This is a genomic window from Paraburkholderia sp. J7 (genome assembly GCF_905220155.1).
Taxonomy (GTDB): Bacteria; Pseudomonadota; Gammaproteobacteria; order Burkholderiales; family Burkholderiaceae; genus Paraburkholderia.
On the sequence record NZ_CAJMYZ010000009.1, the window covers coordinates 247,273 to 267,577 of the forward strand.

Here is a 20,305-nt window from a genome sequence, read left to right on the forward strand (position 1 = left end):
GTGCCGCGTGCGCCGTGCTCAAGCCGCGCGGCTAGGGGCTGGCAACCCCGCTGGCCGCGTCCGCATGCGCCGGGCGCGGCGCATCTTGCCCTCCCCCAAGCGCGACATAAAGCGAAGCGCCGTTTTGCAGCGCCGCCGCGCGTAGCTGGATCAATTGCTGTTGGGCTGCGAACAGGCTGCGCTTCGCATCGACCACTTCCAGGTAGATGGAAATGCCGTTCTGGTAGCGCAGTTCGGCGGCTTCTGCCAGGCGCGCCTCCGAGTCCACCGCGCGCGCTTGTGCCGCGATCTGCTCCTGCAAGCGCTGGCGCGCGATCAGCGCGTCGGAGACTTCCCGGAACGCTACCTGAACGGCCTTCTGGTAGTTCGCCACGAGTTCCGTTTGACGCGCTTCGGACAGCCGCACCTGGGCGCTGCGGCGGCCCGCGTCGAAGATCGGCAGCGAGACGAATCCGGATATGAGCCACGCCTGCTTGCCGGGCACGAACAAATCGCTCAACTCCGGAGACACATAGCCGAAATTGCCCGTGAGCGAAATACGCGGAAAGTAGTCGGCGCGAGCGGCGCCGATGTCGGCATCGGCGGCCCGCAACGACTGCTCGGCGGCGCGGATGTCGGGGCGCAACGCGAGCAGCGCGGAAGGCAGGCCCGCATCGAGCGTGCCGAACTGGTCGGCGTCGGCCAGCGCATGGCGCTGCATCATGTCCACGGTGTCGGGCAGCGGGCCACCGATCAGGACCGCCAACTGATCGCGCTGCTGGCCCGTCGTTCTTTGCAGCTCGGCAAGCTGCGTCTGCGCCTGCGTGACGAGAATGCGCGCCTGCTGGTAATCCACGAGCGATGTCGCGCCCGCTTCGAGGCGCAGCCGCGCGACTTCGAGCGCATATTGACGCGTTTCGAGCGTGTGCTGCGCCAGGTCGATGCCCTCGTTGCCCGAGAGGATGGCGTAGTACGTCGCCGCCACGTTGCTGATGAGCGAAAGACGAAACGCTTCGTTGGCCTCCACCGTCGCCAGATAATTGCGGCGTGCAGACTCGCTCAGGTTCGCCACGCGCCCCCAGAAGTCGAGTTCGAACGACGTGACGGCCACCTGCACGCTGTACTGATTGAAGTGAATGGAGGTGTTGTTGTTGGGAAGCTCGGGCTCGATGGAGTTGAGCGGCGTTTTGGTGCGCGTGGCGTCGGCGCCCACGGCCACTTGCGGAAACTGCGCGGAGCGCTGCACGCGGTAGAGCGCCTGCGCCTGCTCGATGCGCGCCACCGACGCCGCCAGATCGCGGTTATGCGCAAGCGCCGTGGCAATGAGCTGTTTGAGCGCCGGGTCGCGGAAAAACGTCTCCCAGTTCAATTCCGAAGCGAGACGCTCGCCGCCGGGCGCAGCGATATCCGCACTCTCGTAGGTGCTGGCCACCGGCGATTCAGGCTGCTGGTAGTGCGGGGCGAAATTGCACGAAGCGAGCACGAGGCACGCGGCGATCGCCATCCACCTGGCAGTCTTAAACATCGCTCGCTCCTGCGGGCCGCGCGTCTTCTTCGTCATCGTCTGGCGCGCGCTTGCGGCTCAGCCATCTGCGCGCCACCACATAGAACACGGGCGTAAAGAAGATGCCGAACAGCGTGGCCGTAAGCATGCTGCCCATGATGCCGGTGCCCACCGCCTGCCGGCCCGCTGCGCCCGCGCCCGTGGCGACCACGAGCGGCAGCATGCCGAGCACGAAGGTCACGCTCGTCATCAGAATCGGGCGCAGGCGCTGGCGCGCGCCGTTCACGGCGGCGCTCACGGTATCGCTGCCCGCGGCCTCTTCCTTGATGGCGAATTCCACGATCAGAATGGCGTTCTTGGCCGCGAGACCGATGATCGTCACGAGGCCGATGTTGAAGTAGACATCGGCGGAGAAACCGCGCGCCATGGTAAGGAGAACCGCGCCCAGCACGCCCAGCGGAATGATGAGCAGCACGGCAACCGGAATCGCCCAGCTCTCGTAGAGCGCGGCGAGCAGCAAGAACACCACGACGAGGGAAAGCAACAGCAGCGCGCCGATCTGCCCGGCCGCCTGCTGTTCCTCGAAGGCCGTGCCGGTCCATTCGTAGCTCAGGCTGCCGGAAAGCACGTGGTCCGCAATACGCTCCATCTCCGCGAGCGCCGCGCCGCTGGAGCGGCCAGGCGCCGCCTGCCCCGAGATCGTGGCCGAGGGAAAGCCGTTATAGCGTTCGACCTGCTGTGGCCCAGCGGTCCAGTGCACGCTCGTGAACGCCGAAAACGGCACCATCTCCCCCACGTTGTTGCGCAGGCGCAGCGCGCCGATGTCCTCGGGCCGCATGCGCTGGTCCGCATCAGCCTGCATGAGCACGCGCAGCACGTTCCCCTCATAGACAAAATCGTTCACGTAGTTCGCGCCGAATGCGAGCGCGAGCGCGCTGTTCACCTGCCCGATCTGCAGCCCCAGCGCGCGCGCCTTCACGCGGTCGATATCGACATAGAGCTGCGGTGCGGGCGGCAAGCCGTCGGGCCGCACGCCCACCAGCAAGGGGCTGCGCGCGGCCTCGGCCAGCATGCGCGCGCTCGCCTGCTGCAACGCCGCGCCGCCTACGCCGCTGCGGTCCAGGATCTTCATCGTGAAGCCGCTCGCGTTGCCAAGCGAGGGAATGGCGGGCGGGTCGAGTGCGAAGACGAGCGCTTGAGGGATATTGCGGAATGCCGCGTTCGCACGCCCAACGAGCGCTCCTGCCGAATTCGCCGCACCGGGCCGGTCCGACCACGGCTTAAGGTCGACGAACGACATGGCCGCCGACTGCCCCTGGCCGAAGAAGCTGAATCCCGTGACCGACGCGATATTGCGTACCTGAGGCTGCTGCCTGAGAAAGGCCTCGACTTGATCGACGACCTGTTGCGTGCGCTGCGCCGTCGCGCCGGGCGCGGCCGTATACGCGACGAAAATGTGCCCCTGGTCCTCGCCCGGAATGAAGCCGCGCGGCAACTGGGTAAAGAGGAACCCGGTCGCCCCGCAGACCACGACGAATACGAACAGCCAGCGCACCGGCTTGCGCAGCATGGCCTCCACAGCCAGCACGTAGCGCTCGGTGGCCGTTTCCATGCCGCGATTGAATGCGTCGAAAACGCGCTGCTGGAAGCGCGCAGGCCAATGCCTGGCAGCGGGTTTGCCTGTACCGTCATCGGTCTTCGCCTTGCTGCCGAGCAGCGTCGCCGACATGGCCACGCCCAGCGTCAGCGCGAGCAAGGTGGACAGGAAGATCGAGACAGTGAGCGTGACCGAGAACTGGCGATAGATCGCGCCAGTGGAGCCCGGAAAGAACGCCATCGGAACGAACACCGCGATGAGCACGAGCGTACTCGCGATGGCGGCGCCCGCAATTTGCCCGATGGCCTTCACAGTCGCACGCCGCGCGCTGAGCCCCTCGTCCTGCATCACGCGCTCGACGCTTTCCACCACCACGATCGCGTCGTCATTGAGCACGCCGATCGCCACGACCATGGCGAACAATGAAAGCAGATTAATGGAGAGTCCGAACAAATAAATGCCGACGCAAGTGCCGACGAGCGCGATCGGCACGACCAGCGTGGGAATGAGCGTCGCGCGCCACTTCTGCAGGAACAGGAACACGATGACTGTCACGAGCAGCAGCGCTTCGACCATCGTGCGCAACACGCCGCTCAACGAGGTCGTGATGAACGGTGTGGTATCGAACGGCACGACCCATGTCACGCCCTTCGGGAAAGTCGGCTGCAGCTGCGTGAGACGCTGCCGCACGGCGTTCGCCACGGCCAGCGCGTTCGCACCGCTCGCGAGCTGGATGGCGATCCCGGCCGACTCCTTGCCGTTCACGCGAAAGCGAAAACCATAGCTGTCGTTGCCCAGCTCCACGCGCGCCACGTCGCCCACGCGCACGGTCGACCCATCCGGGTTCGAGCGCACGATGATCTCGCGAAACTGCTCGGGCGTCGAAAAGCGGCCTCGCGTAACGATCTGCGCATTGAGTTCGGCGCCCGGCGCAAGCGGTTGGTCGCCGAGGCTGCCGCCCGCGGTCTGGCTGTTCTGTTCCTGGATGGCCGTCATCACTTCGTTGGCCGAAAGACCGAAACTGCTCAGTTTTTCCGGATCGATCCATATCCGCATGGCATACGACGAACCGAACAGCTGTGCATCCCCCACGCCGGGAATGCGGCGCAATTCGTTGACGATGTTATTGGCGGCGAAGTTGCCCAGTTCCACCGCCGGTATCGACGCATCGGCGGATTGCAGCGCAATGAGCATCAGAAAGCCCGACGACGCTTTCGTGACGGTCACCCCCACCTGTCTCACTTCCAGCGGCAAGCGTGGCTCCACGCGGCTCAGGCGGTCCTGGACCTGCGAGAGCGCGACGTCGAGATTCGTGCCGGGCCTGAGCGTGACGGTGATCTGCGCCGTGCCGTTCGAGCGGCTTTGCGACGACATGTAAAGGAAGTTCTCGACGCCGTTCATTTCGTCTTCGATGATCGACGTGACCGTGCGGTCCAGCGTTTGCGCATCCGCGCCGCTGTATGCCGCCGATATCGTGAGCGAGGGGGGCGCGACGTCGGGGTACTGCTCGACGGGCAGCAGCATGAGCGCGAGGCCGCCAAAGAGCGCAATGAAGAGCGCAACCACCCACGCGAAGACCGGCCGGTAGACGAAGAATCGGTTCATGGCGCGTGCCGCTCAGGAGTGGCTCGGAGCGGCGAAGGGACGGGCGTCCACGCGCTGCCCCGGCTGCACCCTCTGCCAGCCGTCGACGATCACACGCTCGCCGGGCTCGAGCCCATCCTTCACGACCCATTGCCCCGCTTCCTGCGGGCCGAGAACGACATTGCGCCGCACGACGGTGCCATCGTCGGCCACGAGCGAGAGGCTCGCCCCGTTGTTGTCGAACTGCACGGCGCGCGCGGGCACAATCAGGCCGTTCGGTATCGTGCCGATCACGATGTGCCCGCGCACGAACTGCCCCGGCAACAAAATGCGCGACGCATTGTTGAAGCGCGCGCGCAGCACCTGCGTGCCGGTGGACGGATCGACGACGAGATCGGTAAAGTCGAGCACGCCCGGCTCGCTATAGTCGACGCCGTTCGCAAGCGTCAGCCGCACTTGCGCGCGGTCTGCGGCCGGCGCGGCGAGCGAGCCCGACGCGATCTGTTTGCGTACTTCCAGCAACGAGATATTCGACTGCGTGAACACGGCGTTCACGGGCGAGAGCTGATTGACCTGCGTGAGCAAGGTCGCGCCCGCCGCACTGACGAGCGCGCCTTCGGTCACGAGCGCGCGGCCGACACGGCCCGCAATGGGCGCGCGAACCGTGCATCGATCGAGGCGAAGCTGCGCGAGCGTCACGGCGGCGCGTGCGTCCGCAACATTCGCGTCGGCCTGCTGCAGTGCGGCCGTCGCGGCCTCGAATTCCTGGGCGCTCACCACCTGGCGCGCCACCAGCGGCTTGAAGCGCGCCACTTCCGAAGCCGCATTGCCCTGCACGGCCCGGGCCCGGTTCAGCGCCGCCTGGGCCTGCTGCAATGCAGCCTGGTAGTCGCGTGAATCGATGAGAAAGAGCGGCGCGCCAGCGCGCACGTCGGTGCCTTCCTCGAACAGACGCCGCTCGACTATGCCGTCTACGCGCGCCCGCACCTCCGCCGAGCGGATCGCTTCGATGCGCCCCGGCAATTCGATCACGCGAGGAATGGATTGCGCCGCAACCGTTTCGACCAGCACGCTCGGCGGCGGCGCAGCGCCGCCCTGGGCTTGGCGGTCGCGACATCCGAAGCCCGCCAGCAGCAACGTTGCCGCAACGACGATCAACAACGGCCGACAGCGTCTGGGTTCGCAGTTTGACACGCGAGGCTCCACCGAAAAATAGAGTCGGTACACGCGCGCCCGAACGGCTCGTTGCGCATGTTTTCGAACGGCTCACTGCGATGTTCTCTCAAACTGCGATTTGCGGCCCCCGATGTGTGCAGTCCGCAAGCGCGGGCGCGTGGGGAAAGCACACCACATTTCGATCGTTATCTAACAGATAACGCTTTCATGCATTCACAGGATTTACGCAAAACGGCCACAAAATCAACCATTCGCAAATTTCTTGAAGTCGGAATTCCGTTTACTACTATGGATAGACGCTTCACACCCTTATTCACACCGCTGGATTTCTCCGTATTCCAGCCATTGCCCATACGCTTTTAAGGGCACGTTCGTACAGTCGGACATCACGGCTTTCAGGTTGTTCTATAACCGAATAAGCCATACGTCATGGCGACGTCAATCATCTTCTTGCCTCAGGAGATCGAATCATGAAAAGCCAACTCGTCCTCTCAGTCATCGCTGCGCTCGTCGTCGGTGTCTCCTCGTCAGCAATTGCACAAGGCTCCGGCGGCGATCAAAGCCAGGGGACAGGCCGCCAGCAGGTCATGCCAACCATGCCACATCGCGACTGGCACGAGGGCGATCAGGTCCCCTCGAAATACCGGCATTACAACTATCAGATGAAGGACTGGAAATCGCATAACCTGGACGCACCGAAGCGCGGGCAGCAGTGGCTCGGTGTGAACGGCGACTACGTGCTGGTGTCGAGAAGCAACTGGAAGATCGCGAAGATCGTTCCGGGTACTGAATAAGTAGGATGACACGACGGGCTACGTGTGCGTAGCCCGCGCGATTGCTGCCTGATTCTTGCCTGGGCGGTTGCCGTGCCGGCCGCCCCGCTTAATCGACGAGCCGCGAGCGAAGGCGCTTGTACTCGTCGTCTGAAATCGACCCTGTCGTTCTGAGCTTGTCCAGCTTCTCGATTTCGTCTGCGACACTGTAGCCCACAATGTGACGCAGTTCTTCGCGCGCCTTCTGCGCCCGCTCCTGGTTGCGATGCGCCATGTCCCTGCCTTGCGTGAGCACATAGGCGAATATGCCGATATACGGCAAAACAATCAGAAATATCACCCAGACGATCTTCATGAATCCCGATATATCGGTTCGGCGAAACAGGTCGCTCGTGATCGTGATGAACAACCAGAACCACAGAATGAACATGAATATCGAAAACGCATCGATAATGAAGTTCGAAAACGTAAAGCCATTTGCGAAGATCATGAATCGCCTCCGTCGGTTTTGCGTGTGGAAAACGGTAACTGTGCGCTGACACGAACATCGAAGGCTACACTGAGCGCGCGAAACGTGATGCACGGACGTGACGCGGCAGCCAGCTTCGCTTTCATCAGGTCAGACCAGGCTGCGCCTGCGCTCCCGGCCGGCTAACGGCACCACACCCATGGAAATGAGATCCAGCCCGAGGAACAGTCCAAGCAAGGGCAACGGCACGCTCGGGAAATTGGCGGCCAGAAATATGGCGAGCAGGAAAGACAGCGCCGCGCTGACAATGCCGATATTGTTGAGTTTCACGTCCTGCCCGACCGACGCAATGATCTTGAAGAAGCCGTCGAGCACGAAGAAGATCATCAGCATCACGGTAAGACCGCGCGCCCGCGCGCTGTCGTTGACCAGAATGAGAATGCCGATGAGAACGGGCACAATGACTGGCGGAATGCGCCTGATGGCGAGCTTCCAGTCTTTCGTCGTGAAGAGATTCAAGGCATGCACGAAGCCGCAGAACAGCAGCATCCTTGCGATGAAAAGCGTTCCGATCATTGACCTTGTCGTGAGCGACAAGACGATGCAGATAATTCCCGCCGCAACGAGAAGGGTTGAACTGGCAATTGGAAAAATAGCACGCTTTGGCATATTCGAATGTAACTGCGTCAATACGGTTACATAGCTCGGCATTCTGACTTGCGCGTATTCTTGCCGAATTATAGGCTTAAGCGAAATTAAGCGTTCTACGATCAGCCGTGGAAGTATAGTGCTTGAGTCCGCAAATACAAGGGCGCGATTGCACTGTGAACCTCGAACGCAGCCACACCTTCTCGTTCAGCTCCGACGGCCAGCAGTTCCTGCTCGACGGCGGGCCCTTCCAGATTCGCAGCGGCGAGATGCATCCCGCGCGCATTCCACGCGAGTACTGGCTGCATCGTATCCGCATGGCCAAAGCGATGGGCATGAACTGCATCGCGTTGTACATCATGTGGAATTACCACGAGCCGCGCAAAGGCGTGTTCGACTTCGAGAGCGGCAACCGCGATATCGAAGCGTTCATCCGTCTGTGTCAGGAAGAAGCGCTCTGGGTGTTGTTGCGGCCAGGGCCATATGTTTGCGCCGAGTGGGATCTGGGAGGCCTGCCCTCTTATCTGCTGAGCGACCCGGACATTCAACTGCGCACCGACTCGGCCACCAACGCCCGTTACATGGCGGCGGTTGCGCGCTACATCGGCGAGCTGGTTCCGCGTATCAAGCCGTTGATGCTCGAAGCAGGCGGGCCGATCCTCATGATCCAGATCGAGAATGAGTTCGGATCGTACGCCAGCAATCCCGCTTATCTGGAAGAACTCAGGCAGCTTTGGCTACGAGGCGGCATAACAGGGCCGTTCTATACCGAAGACGGCCTTGCGCAACTCGAACGCAATCGCAGCACCGTGAAGGGCGGTGCGATTGCGTTGAGCAACGGCAACGCGCAGCAAATCGCAACGGTGCGCCGCGCCTTTCCCGCGGTGCCCGCGATGGCGGGCGAGGTCTACCCTGGCTGGCTCACGCATTGGGGCGAGCCGGCATTCGCTGGGCTCGATTACGACCTTTCCGCCGTCTTGACGGAATTCATGCGCTCGCAATTGTCGTTCAACCTCTATGTCATTCATGGCGGCACGAGCTTTGCCTTTTTTGCCGGCGCGAACGTGGACGAGTCAGGCAACTATCAACCCGACATCACGAGCTACGACTATGGCGCGCCGATCAATGAACAAGGAGCGGCCACGGCAAAATACGTGAAGTATCGCGACATCATTGCGAGCTACCTGAGCGAGCCCTTGCCGGACATTCCCGATGCCATCGCCACACTATCGGGCCGCGCGCTCGCGCCAACCCTCTACGCTTCGGTCTGGGACAATCTGCCGTCGCCCCTGCCACGCGAGTCAAGCGCCGATCCGCATTCCTTCGAACACTACGGCCTGATATCGGGCTTCATGCTGTATCGCAGAACGTTGCCCGCGCAACCCGCCAGCGCGCTGGATATCAGCGGCGTTCATGACTATGCGGCGGTTTTCGTCGGCGAGCTTTACGTGGGTGGCGTCTCGCGCGCACAGATTCCGACCGGCTATGCACAGGCGTTGCGCGTGACGCATCGCGCGCCGCTCGCGTTGCCCGCCGCCTCGACTGGTGCGCCGAGCGCGCTGGAAATCCTCGTAGAGGGCATGGGGCGCGTCAATTTCGGGCCTGCGATAGTCGACCGCAAAGGTCTGCTGGAACCCGTGAAGCTGCAATACGCCGACGGGTCCATCTCGTCGCTCAAGGACTGGGAAGCCTTTTTGCTGCCGATGGATGAAGCGTTCATCGCCGCATTGGAGGAGCGCTGCACGAATCCGCGGAAACCCGGGCTCTTTTTCAAGGCGCGTCTGGACTTGAATGAGGTCGGCGACACATGGCTCGATATGAGCCATTGGACCAAAGGCGTGGTGTGGGTCAACGGGCACAATCTCGGGCGCTACTGGAGTATCGGCCCGCAACAGCGCTTGTATTGTCCCGCGCCGTGGCTCGCGCAGGGCGAGAACGACGTGCTGATCTTCGACCTGCACCAGACCGAGGCGAAGCCGGTGCACCTGGTCAATTCGTTGTACTAGCAACCCTGTGCCGGCAGCAGTTCCAGCGTGAGCACTTCGAATGGGGCGAGCGATATTTCAAGCGGCACGTCGGCGTCCAGTACCGCCGGAATGCTGGCCACATTCGCACGCCAGACACTGCGCGCGTGAAACCGCCCCGCTGCCGCGGTCGGCAGTTCCAGTTGATGCCGCAGTGCCAGTACAAAGCGCTGCGCCTCGTCGTGCGGATTGCGCAGCGTCACGATTGCCTTGCGCGGCGCCCACGCCGCCCAGCCGTAGATGGCCGCTTCGTCGGGCGCCCCGCCAATCCAATGACTGTCGCGCAAAACGTCGCCGTTCGCTCGCGCCCATCGGGCAGCTTGCGCGAGTCCGTTCCAGTCGTCTTCGCTCAGCAGCGAAGGCGTGAGGTATAGCTCCTGCAATTGTGTTCCGCTTGCGAAGAACGACCAGACTTCGTGAGCGAATGCGCCCCCTTCCGGCGTATTCAGACGCGGATTGCACTGTGCAAGGACGATACCGTGCAGCATGAGCGAATTGAGTGGAAAGAACGGGCTGCGCTGCACGACGTTGTGATACGTCTGCGCATCGCGGTAGGTAATCCAGCGTTCGCGGTTCGTGCCGCTGCCCGCTTGACCGTCGTCGTTGCCGCCGCGCCAGATTGCGTCGACGTGGCGCAGCCAGAATGGCGATGCGTGCGTGCCGGTCGAGAGATTGATGAAGGTTTCGGGTTTGGCCGCGCGAATGTCGCCGATGAGCTGGATCGCCGCGTCCCAGTCGCTATCGAAAAGGCTGCCAGAAAACACACTGTCTGCGTTGCCCGTCCCGTCGAACTTGAACTGGTTCACGCCGTCTCTCGCGAGCAGGTTCATTACGACTTCGTGAAAACGCGCGTAATACCGCGGCCCCGATAACGCAAAGCCGTTGTCGATGACTTCATAACCGGCGGCACGGCCCCGCATGACCCGCTGCTCCTTTGGCGCGCAATATCCCCCCCAGGGAGACAGCCATACGCCCGGCGCGGCGCCAAATCGTGCTGCGGCGTCGCGCAGCGGCACGAAGCCCTGTGGAAATGCGCGGCTGAAATGCCAGCCGCCGCCAAGGTCGTCCCAGCCATCGTCGAAAAGAAACGAGTCGATCTGTACACCGCGTACGCCATGCAATTCGCGGCCAATCGTTTCGATACGCTCCAGCGCCTGCTCCTGCGTATAAGGTGTGAGGTACCCGATATCCCACCAGCTGTTGTAGTGCAGAAACGGGCGATAGGGGCGGGCGCGCTCCTGTTCGAGGTATGCGGCGAAATCACGACGCAATTGACCTTCGCGAACCACGCCGGCCACCGCGGAGTAAGTCAGCGTCCGGTTCCTTTCGAGTGGCAGCGCGCGTTGTAGCGTAAAGCTCACGCTTTCTCCGTCCACGTGGCTGGTTGCAAGCGGCAGCTCGAAGCCCAGATAGAAGCTGCCCGCCACGACCGGCGTGCCCATGCGTTCGGTGCAAGCCTGTGCGCCCGCGGCCCGAGTCTGCAGCAGCGAAACCACGGCGATGGCTTCGTCCAGGCGCCGTGCGCTCAGGTCCAGCGTCATACGCAGATATCGCGCGCCGTCACGCTGCTCCATGCTCCATTGCGCACGCAGGCGTCCTTGGGCGTCTTCCAGCGCAACGCTCACGCGGCGGCCCGCCAGGCGCTCGGCCAATCGCGAGGCTCGAGGGTTGGCGGCGAGCGCCTGTTCCCGTACCGGCGCGACGACGCGCATGTCGCTCGGGCCGAGTGTGGCGCCGTCCGCGAGGGTCAACGCAAATAGCGCGACGATCGGCAACGCGCGTTCCCCCGCGCAATCGACCAGTGAGAAGCGGGTGAGGTGTTCATCCGCGAGTGCCCAGTGCAATGCAATGACATCGTTCCCGAACGAACAGGCGTCGCCCTGCTTGCGGAATTCGGGCATGCTGGCTTGCGTAGAGGGTCGATCGTCGGCACGCATCGGGCAACCTGTCGTGGGCGCAAACAGTTCTCATAGGGTAATGGCAACCGGCACACGCATTCAACCCGCTCCGCGCACATGCGTGTAATGACCCTAAAGCGGCATACCCAAACGAACGCCGACTCTGCGCCTCAAAATATTCTTATGAGAACCTTAAGCCAGCGCGCTTTCCCGCTGCTTTACCACCGGTTACACGATTGACAATTCCGCGCATTCCTTCCGTAAGCTCAGCGACTAGAATCCGCTTCCATTGCAACCGCGTCCGTTCAATGGAATAGAGATCATCATGAATCGCCTGACGTTTTATCTACTCGCAGGGCTCGCAGGGACGTGTGTCAGCAGCGCGGCATCCGCCCATGCCGATATCGGTGTCTATCTCGGCGTTCCCGGTCCGGTTTATGCCGCGCCCGAGCCGGTGTACGAGGCGCCGCCGCCCGTCGTTTATGCAGCGCCCCCCGCAACGGTCTACGAAGCGGCCCCGGCTTACGGCTACTACCGCTACGACCACGACGAGGACGAGCGCCACTGGCATGACCATGGGCGCCATCGCGGCTGGGGACATCATCACGGCGACGACGACGATTGACCGGCAAGCGCTCCCCAGATAGTTGCGCGCGCAACCTGATGCGCGCGCCTGCGCCTGTGCTCGCGCCACCCGCGCGATAGCAGTTTTCTTTGGCTAGCGTCTTATAGTTGTCTAGCCAATAACAACTTACAACTCCCTCCACCCTGCCCCCAAAGCCATCCTCCGGCTTGCAACGCTTACATGTCAAAGCGTTTACACCTCCCGCCAGCAAAAACCCTAGTTGCCTCAATATGTGAGATTCCTTATCTTGTCTATACAACATGGCTGACGTGATGGCCCGCTGTTGACCAAGCCGCCATCCGTCAAGGCGGCGTTGAAAGACATATTGGAGACTCCACGTCAATGAAGAAGTTTGCCCTGTGCATGGCGATGCTCGCCGTCGCAACCTCCGTCTGCGCGAAGGACTGGACCACCGTCCGCTTCGGCGTGGATGCAAGCTATCCTCCGTTCGAATCGAAAAGCACGGACGGCAAGCTCGTCGGCTTCGACATCGACGTCGGCAATGAAATCTGCAAGCGCATCAACGCGAAGTGCGTTTGGGTGGAAAGCGAATTCGACGGCATGATTCCGGCGCTCAAGGCGAAGAAGTTCGACGCCGTGCTCTCTTCGATGTCGAAGACGCCGCAGCGTGAAGCGCAAATCGCGTTCTCGTCGAAGGTCTTCCACACGCCCAGCCGTCTCGTCGCGAAGAAAGGCTCGACCCTGCAGCCCACGGCCGATTCGTTGAAGGGCAAGACGGTTGGCGTCGAGCAGGGAACGACTCAGGAAACCTATGCCAAAGCGAATTGGGCGCCCAACGGCGTGAAGATCGTGCCTTACCAGGATCAGGACCAGGTCTACGCGGACCTGCTCTCCGGCCGCCTCGACGCCGCGCTGCAAGACGCGGTGCAGGCCGACCTGAGCTTCCTGAAGACCCCGCGCGGCGCAGGCTATGCGTTCACGAGCGGCGAGCTGAGCGATCCGGGCGGCATCCTTGGCAACGGCGCCGCTATCGGCCTGCGCAAGGACGACACCGACCTGAAAGTCAAGATCGACAAAGCGCTGGCAGATATGATCCAGGACGGCACGTACAAGAAGATCGAATCGCGATACTTCGCATTCGACGTATACGGTTCGTAAGCCCAGGCACGCTACACACGACGAAGGCGCGGGACATTCCCGCGCCTTTTGCCCTTTTTCAGCCGCTGGACGTTCACCTCGCGCTCACGCCATCATGCAAACGCAAACCCATCCGCTCATTTCGCCGGCGCTCGGCACCGCGCGGCACCTCACGAGCTTCCACTACGGTCCAACCGGCGCACAGAAGATCTACATCCAGTCTTCGCTGCATGCCGACGAACTGCCCGGCATGCTGGTCGCCTGGGCGCTGCGCAAACGCCTGGCCATGCTCGAAGCCGCGGGAAAGCTGCGCGGCGAGGTCGTCGTGGTGCCCGTGCCGAATCCGATTGGCCTCAATCAGCGCCTGCTCGGCCAACTGCTTGGCCGCTTCGAAAGCGGCACCGCCGCCAATTTCAACCGCCATTTCCACGATCTCGCCGAACTCGTGCTTCCGCGTGTCGGCCCTCGACTCACCGGCGACGCGCAGCAGAATCTGCTCACCGTGCGCGCGGCGATGCGAGAAGCGCTTGACGAACAGGCGCCGACCACCGAACTCAGCTCGCAGCGTCTCGCGCTCCAGCGCCTTTCATACGACGCCGATGTCGTGCTCGACCTGCATTGCGACTTCGAAGGCGCGATGCATCTCTATACGAATCCCGACCTGTGGGCCGATGTCGAACCGCTCGCGCGCTATCTCGACGCGAAAGCATCGCTCTTCGCGCTCAATTCGAACGGCAATCCCTTCGATGAGATTCACAGCTTCTGCTGGTCCGCGCTGCGCGAGCGCTATGGCGAGCGCTACCCCATTCCCAACGGCGCGGTTTCCGTGACGATCGAGCTGCGCGGCCAGGCGGATGTGAGCTACGACTTTGCCGAGCGCGATGCGAACGCCATCATCGACTACCTCACGCATCGCGGCGTGATCGAGGGCACACCTGCGCCACTGCCCCGGCTCGAATACGCGCCTACGCCGCTGGCGGGCGCCGAATCGCTCATCGCGCCGGCCTCCGGCGTGCTCGTGTTCCGCACGCCGGTTGGCGTCAAGGTCGAACCTGGCCAGCCGATAGCCGATGTGGTCGATCCGCTGACCGATCGCGTCAGCACGATCGCGAGTTCCGTGACCGGCATGCTGTACGCACGTCAACGCACACGCTTCGCCACGGCAGGGATGGAAGTGGCGTGGGTAGCAGGCGCCACCCCGCTGCGCAGCGGGTCGCTGCTGCCCGATTAACTTATGTGGGGTCACAGTTCGCCAGCAATGAATCTGTGACGAGGCGTAACAGCACGGGAACAACACGCCTGCAGGCATATCGCAAAGGACATTGCCTGCCTTTGCGGCGCAGTGAGCACGCACGCAAGCGCCATTTACACTTGCTTGCGATTCTTTACCTATGCGCGCCGGGTTGAAACTTACGATTGCCAACGCCTAACGCATTGGGCGCCAGGGCGGCCGGGGACTTCCGTTTCCGGCCGCCTTTCTCATTCGTAAATAAAGTCAGCAGAATGGCCCACAATAAATGAACAGTTTCGATACCGTCATTCTGGGAGCGCTCACCCGAATCGATCTGCCGCCCCTGCTCAATCACGCGATCCGGGTGATGGCCGGACTCTACACGTTCAAAGGTTATGTCCTCATCCCGCTCATCGCGTGGATCTGGTTCCAGCCGAACGAGCGTCGCGAGTGGCGGCGCGAGATGATGTTCGCCACGGTGGCCAGCGGCCTGATCGCGCTGGCAGTGGGACGCCTCCTCGCGCGCTTTCTACCGTTCCGGCAACGGCCAATTTTCAATCCCGATCTGCATCTGCATTTCGCCTCGTCGTCCTTGCGGGCGGCTGGGCTGACTGACTTCAGCTCGTTTCCAAGCGATCACGCCATGCTGTGGGTGGCGATTGCGGTGGGGATCTTTCTTGTGTGGCGGTTCGTCGGTGCGCTGGCGATTTTATATGTGCTACTGATTATCTGCTTGCCGCGTGCCTATCTCGGCTATCACTATCCCACCGATCTGATCGCGGGCGGCGTAATCGGTGTGGCGATCACCTGGCTGATGACGCGCGACGCCATCAGGAAGCGAACCGCCGGGCCCGCGCTGCGCTTGATGACGCGCTTTCCCGGCCCGGCCGCCGCAATGGCATTTCTCGTGTGTTTCGAACTGGTCACGCAGTTCGACGATCTGCTGCGACTCACCCACTCCGTGTTGCACGCAATGAGCTGAAATCTGGCGCGGGCGGCGCTTTTGGCGCGCCGCCCGCGCGGCATCACACTGCGCCCGGATTGACGTACGCCGTCTTGACGGTGGTGTAGAACTCGCGTGCGTAGCTGCCTTGCTCGCGCGGGCCGTAGCTCGAACCCTTGCGGCCGCCAAACGGAACGTGATAGTCCACGCCCGCCGTCGCGGTGTTCACCATGACCATGCCGGCCTGCACGTGGCGGCGGAAATGGTTGGCATGATTGAGCGACGTCGTGCAGATACCCGCCGACAAACCAAACTCCGTGTCGTTCGCCACGGCCAGCGCCTCGTGATAGTCCTTGACCTTGATGACCGAGGCAACCGGGCCAAACACCTCTTCGCGGTTGATGCGCATTGCCGAAGTCGTGCCGGTGACGAGCGCGGGGGCAAGGAAATAGCCGCGCGTGGCGCCTTCAACACGCTCGCCGCCGTACACCTCGCCACCCTCTTCGCGCGCAATCGCGATGTAGCGCTCGTCCTGCTGAAGCTGCTTGTCGTCGACAACCGGCCCGATATGCGTGCCGTCCGCGAGCGCGTCGCCGGTCTTCAGCGTCTTCATGCGCGCCTTCATCGCTTCGACGAAACGGTCGTGAATGCCTTCGGTCACGATGAGCCGGCTCGACGCCGTGCAACGCTGCCCCGTGGAGAAGAATGCGCCGTTGATGCAGGCTTCGACGGCCACGTCGAGATTGGCGTCGTCGAGCACGACCATCGGGTTCTTGCCGCCCATCTCCAGCTGGAACTTCTTGCCCGTTGCAAAACACTTCGCACCAATCGCGCGGCCCGTCGCGACCGAGCCGGTGAAGCTCACGGCGTCGACGTCAGGAGAGCTGACGATTGCCTCACCCACCACCGAGCCGCGCCCCATCACGAGGTTGATGACACCGGCCGGCGCACCCGCTTCCGCGATGATCTTCACGAGTTCCCACGTGCTCGCCGGCACGAGATCGGCAGGCTTGATGACGACCGTGTTGCCGTAGGCCAGCGCGGGCGCGATCTTCCAGGCGGGAATGGCGATCGGGAAGTTCCAGGGCGTAATGAGCCCGATCACGCCGATCGGCTCGCGCGTGACCTCGACGGTCATGCCCGGCCGCACCGAGGGCACGATCTCGCCGCCAAGGCGCAGCGCTTCGCCGGCGAAAAACTTGAAGATTTGCGCGGCGCGGCCCACTTCGCCGATGGCCTCCGGCAGCGTCTTGCCCTCTTCACGCGCGAGCAGGCGGCCCAACTCGGCCTTGCGCGCGAGAATGACGCTGCCCACCTGGTCGAGCAGGTCGAAGCGTTGTTGCGGCGTCGAAAGCGACCACTGCGCGAAGGCTTTACGCGCGGCGGCAATGGCGTCGCGCGTCTGCGCGTCGTCTGCCTGCGCGAATTCGCCGATCGCGTCATCGAGATTGGACGGATTGACGTTGGTGGAGGCCGTGGCGCCGCGCACCCATTGGCCGCCAATGTAATTGTCGAACTGGTTCATGTTGCGTTTCCTGATTCAGTGGCTCACAGCAATCCGCGCGAAGCCAGATTGCGATAAAGCGCGCGCACGCCGAAGGTCCACGGCGCGAGTGCCGTGCTCAGTTGCACGGTGTTGACCAGCGCGCCGAGTTCGGGCGCGGAGATGGTGACCTTGTCGCCGAGATGGTGCGTAAAGCCGCCGCCCGCCGTATCGCGGTCCTTGATCGGCGAGAACATGGTGCCGAGAAAGAGCATGAAGCCGTCGGGATACTGGTGATGCGGGCCCCACGTTTGCGACACGAGGTCGGCCGGGTCGCGGCTGATCTCGCTCATGTGGCTGATGCCCTCCAGAACGAAGTCATCGTCCGTGCCTTCGACGCGCAATGCGACGCTCGTCTTGCGCACGGTGTCGAGCGTGAACGACGCGTCGAACAGGCGCACGAACGGGCCAATCGCGCACGAGGCATTGTTGTCCTTGCACTTGCCGAGCAACAGCGCAGAGCGTCCTTCGATATCGCGCAGATTCACGTCGTTGCCGAGCGTCGCGCCGACGATCTCGCCGCGGCTGTTCACGGCCAGCACGATTTCCGGCTCGGGGTTGTTCCAGACCGAGGCCGCCAGCAAGCCGACATCGTCGCCAAAGCCCACTGCCGACATGGGCTGCGACTTCGAAAAAACTTCCGCGTCGGGCCCGATGCCCACTTCCATGTACTGGGACCACGCGCCACGGCGCTCGAGTTCCGCCTTGAGCTTCATCGCTTCTGCCGAGCCCGGCTTGATCTTCGAGAGATCCGTGCCGATCGTGGCCGCGATGGTTTCGCGAACTTCCTGCGCCTTCGCGGGGTCGCCGCCGGCCTGCTCCTCGATCACGCGCTCGATCAGGCTCACAGCGAACGTCACGCCGCATGCCTTGATGGCCTGAACGTCGTTCGGCGCGAGCAGACGCAGCGCCGGGGCCACGCTGCCGGGCAGATTCGCTTCGATCAGCTTCTCCACCGGGCCGAGCGATTCGCCGCTCACCGTGCGTGCAAATTGCGCGACGTCTTCACGGTCGAAAAGGTCCGCGGTGGTCGGCGCGCTTGCCGTGATATCGATGACTTCGCCGTTGCGAACGAGCACGACGCAGGGGCCTTCGTGCTCGCCTGCACGACGCCACACGCGGCCAACGAGCAATGCCTGCCCGACGTCGCCAGGAAGCCAGTTTGATGAGGTGTTCGAGGTCATGCTGCCTCCAGTTTAATGTCCGTTATTTAGTGTGAATGGCGCGGGTTGCCGCGCTCGGCAATGACTTTCAGATAAAGCGTGGCGGGTTCGAGGCAGCCGCCCGTGGACAGTTGCCCCACCGTCTTGCGATACAGCTCTTGCCAGGGCGTTTGTGCAGGCGGAACCTCGAAGTGCGCGGTTTCGCGGCGGCGCGCAAGCTCCGCCTCGTCGACCAGCACGTTCACGCTGCGCGCGTTCAGGTCGACGCGAATGCGGTCGCCCGTTTGCAGCAGCGCGAGGCCGCCGCCCACCGCCGCCTCGGGCGACATGTTCAAGATGGACGGGCTTGCCGACGTGCCGCTCTGGCGGCCGTCGCCCAGCGTTGGGAGCGACGTGATGCCCTGGCGCACCAGTTCCGCCGGCGGCGCCATGTTCACCACTTCGGCGCTGCCCGGATAGCCCACCGTGCCCGTGCCGCGAATCACGAGAATGCAGTGCTGGTCGATTTCGAGCGACGGGTCGTTGATGCGCGCGTGGTAGTCCTCGGGACCGTCGAACACGATCGCGCGCGCCTCGAACGTATTCTCCGCGCCCGGCTCGCTCAAATAGGTTTGCCGGAAGGCGTCGCCAACCACGGACATCTTCATGATCGCGCTGTCGAAGAAGTTGCCCGAGAGCACCATGAAGCCGGCGCCATGCTTGAGCGGATCTTCAGTTGTCTTGATGACTTCGCGATCGGGCTCGGGCGTGCTGTCGGCAATCGCGCCAATGGTGCGGCCCGATACCGTGAGGCAGTCGCGGTGCACGAGGCCCGCACGGTCGAGTTCGCGCAGCACGCCGGGCACGCCGCCCGCGCGGTGAAAGCTTTCGCCGAGATATTCGCCCGCCGGCATGCAGTTCACGATGAGCGGCACCTGCTCGCCCACGCGCTGCCAGTCTTCAAGGCTCAGTTCGATGCCCATGTGCCGCGCGATGGCGATGAGGTGCGGCGGACAATTGGTCGAGGCACCCAGCGCGGAGGCCACGACGATGGCGTTCTCGAACGCCTCTTTCGTCATGATGCGCGAGGGGCGCATGTCGTAGCGCACGAGGTCGACAATGCGCTTGCCCGTTGCGTACGCCATCTGGCCGCGCTCGCGGTACGCCGCCGGAATGCTCGCGCAACCGGGCAGCGACATGCCCAGCGCTTCGGCGAGGCTGTTCATCGACAACGCCGTGCCCATGGTGTTGCAGTGGCCGATGGAGGGCGACGAAGCCGTCGTCAGTTCCATGAAGCCCTCATAGTCGATTTCACCGGCCGCCAGCAGGTTGCGCGCATGCCAGATCACGGTGCCCGAGCCGACGCGCTGGCCGTTGTGCCAGCCGTCGAGCATCGGACCGCCCGACAGCACGATGGCGGGCATATCGACGGTTGCTGCGGCCATCAGGCACGCGGGCGTGGTCTTGTCGCAGCCCGTGGTCAGCACGACGCCGTCGAGCGGGAAACCGTGAAGGATTTCGACGAGGCCCAGATACGCCAGATTGCGGTCGAGCGCCGCCGTGGGCCGGCGGCTCTGCTCGGCGAGCGGATGCACGGGAAATTCCATCGGGATGCCGCCCGCGTCGCGAATGCCCGCCTTCGTGCGGGCAGCAAGCTCGATATGGTGGCGATTGCAGGGGGCGAGATCGCTCCCCGTTTGTGCGATGCCGATGATGGGACGGCCCGATTGCAGTTCTTCGCGGGTCAGACCGTAGTTCATGAAACGCTCGACATAAAGCGCGGTCATGTCCGCATGGGCCGGATCGTCGAACCATTCCTGGCTGCGCAGGCGCCGTGCGTTGGGCTGGGTCATATCACTCACTCCGTTATACCTTGTCTCGACGATGTCGCGGGCGCATAGATGCGTTCGCGCCGATTTGTTATCGGTAACATTTCTGGATCTTAGCACTTTGTGGCCGCGCTGTGCACCAGGACAGACCACGCGTTTTCCCGGTTGCGGCAACGCGCCGGAGGCCCACAGCGCACTCGCCCGACTTGCCCTGGCACCCGCAGCCGTGCTAATTTAGCGCC

The 20,305-nt window shown here is 63.1% G+C and carries 15 protein-coding genes; 6 read left to right on the plus strand and 9 right to left on the minus strand.

The window, feature by feature from the left end; translation table 11 throughout:
- Positions 1–31: 31 nt before the first annotated feature.
- From U5A58_RS17115 to U5A58_RS17125, 3 genes are read right to left on the minus strand one after another with little or no spacing between them, the layout of a single operon-like run.
- Positions 32–1,504, minus strand: coding sequence for an efflux transporter outer membrane subunit (locus U5A58_RS17115; protein WP_321962329.1), 1,473 nt, complete (start codon positions 1,502–1,504; stop codon positions 32–34).
- Positions 1,497–4,685 (minus strand): multidrug efflux RND transporter permease subunit, encoded by a 3,189-nt coding sequence (locus tag U5A58_RS17120; protein WP_321962330.1) that lies wholly within the window; start codon positions 4,683–4,685, stop codon positions 1,497–1,499. The genes U5A58_RS17115 and U5A58_RS17120 overlap by 8 nt, the downstream gene beginning before the upstream one ends.
- Before the next feature lie 12 nt (positions 4,686–4,697).
- Positions 4,698–5,858, minus strand: coding sequence for an efflux RND transporter periplasmic adaptor subunit (locus tag U5A58_RS17125; protein WP_321962331.1), 1,161 nt, complete (start codon positions 5,856–5,858; stop codon positions 4,698–4,700).
- Between the two features lie 452 nt (positions 5,859–6,310).
- Here U5A58_RS17125 and U5A58_RS17130 point away from each other — a divergent pair, with 452 nt between their 5' ends.
- Positions 6,311–6,634, plus strand: a complete 324-nt coding sequence (locus tag U5A58_RS17130; RefSeq protein WP_321911974.1) for an RcnB family protein — start codon at positions 6,311–6,313, stop codon at positions 6,632–6,634.
- An 88-nt stretch (positions 6,635–6,722) separates the two neighbouring features.
- Here U5A58_RS17130 and U5A58_RS17135 read toward each other — a convergent pair whose 3' ends face one another.
- Complete coding sequence (locus U5A58_RS17135) at positions 6,723–7,103, minus strand: PLDc N-terminal domain-containing protein (RefSeq protein ID WP_158762316.1); 381 nt, start codon at positions 7,101–7,103, stop codon at positions 6,723–6,725.
- Positions 7,104–7,232: 129 nt separating this feature from the next.
- Complete coding sequence (locus U5A58_RS17140) at positions 7,233–7,793, minus strand: DUF308 domain-containing protein (RefSeq protein ID WP_321945605.1); 561 nt, start codon at positions 7,791–7,793, stop codon at positions 7,233–7,235.
- 113 nt (positions 7,794–7,906) lie between these two features.
- On the opposite strand from U5A58_RS17140, the gene U5A58_RS17145 reads away from it, so the two are divergent.
- Complete coding sequence (locus U5A58_RS17145; protein WP_321962332.1) at positions 7,907–9,736, plus strand: beta-galactosidase; 1,830 nt, start codon at positions 7,907–7,909, stop codon at positions 9,734–9,736.
- Here U5A58_RS17145 and U5A58_RS17150 read toward each other — a convergent pair.
- A complete protein-coding gene (locus U5A58_RS17150; RefSeq protein ID WP_321962333.1) occupies positions 9,733–11,655 on the minus strand; it encodes an enterotoxin in 1,923 nt (640 codons plus the stop codon). The two genes, U5A58_RS17145 and U5A58_RS17150, sit on opposite strands and share 4 nt — an antisense overlap.
- Before the next feature lie 322 nt (positions 11,656–11,977).
- Here U5A58_RS17150 and U5A58_RS17155 point away from each other — a divergent pair, with 322 nt between their 5' ends.
- From U5A58_RS17155 to U5A58_RS17170, 4 genes are all read left to right on the plus strand, one after another.
- Positions 11,978–12,277, plus strand: coding sequence for a hypothetical protein (locus U5A58_RS17155; RefSeq protein ID WP_321911983.1), 300 nt, complete (start codon positions 11,978–11,980; stop codon positions 12,275–12,277).
- Positions 12,278–12,619: 342 nt separating this feature from the next.
- Positions 12,620–13,396, plus strand: a complete 777-nt coding sequence (locus U5A58_RS17160) for an ABC transporter substrate-binding protein (protein ID WP_321911985.1) — start codon at positions 12,620–12,622, stop codon at positions 13,394–13,396.
- 94 nt (positions 13,397–13,490) lie between these two features.
- Positions 13,491–14,606, plus strand: a complete 1,116-nt coding sequence (locus tag U5A58_RS17165) for a succinylglutamate desuccinylase/aspartoacylase family protein (RefSeq protein ID WP_321962334.1) — start codon at positions 13,491–13,493, stop codon at positions 14,604–14,606.
- Positions 14,607–14,892: 286 nt separating this feature from the next.
- The gene (locus tag U5A58_RS17170) at positions 14,893–15,588 is read left to right on the plus strand and encodes a phosphatase PAP2 family protein (RefSeq protein ID WP_321911990.1); all 696 of its coding nucleotides are present in this window, start codon (positions 14,893–14,895) and stop codon (positions 15,586–15,588) included.
- Positions 15,589–15,631: 43 nt separating this feature from the next.
- On the opposite strand, the gene U5A58_RS17175 is transcribed toward U5A58_RS17170, so the two are convergent.
- The 3 genes from U5A58_RS17175 to U5A58_RS17185 are packed head-to-tail and all read right to left on the minus strand — an operon-like array spanning position 15,632 to position 20,087.
- Complete coding sequence (locus U5A58_RS17175) at positions 15,632–17,074, minus strand: aldehyde dehydrogenase family protein (protein WP_321945600.1); 1,443 nt, start codon at positions 17,072–17,074, stop codon at positions 15,632–15,634.
- A gap of 23 nt (positions 17,075–17,097) precedes the next feature.
- Positions 17,098–18,276, minus strand: a complete 1,179-nt coding sequence (locus tag U5A58_RS17180; protein WP_321962335.1) for a fumarylacetoacetate hydrolase family protein — start codon at positions 18,274–18,276, stop codon at positions 17,098–17,100.
- A gap of 26 nt (positions 18,277–18,302) precedes the next feature.
- Complete coding sequence (locus U5A58_RS17185; protein ID WP_321962336.1) at positions 18,303–20,087, minus strand: IlvD/Edd family dehydratase; 1,785 nt, start codon at positions 20,085–20,087, stop codon at positions 18,303–18,305.
- Positions 20,088–20,305 lie beyond the last annotated feature (218 nt).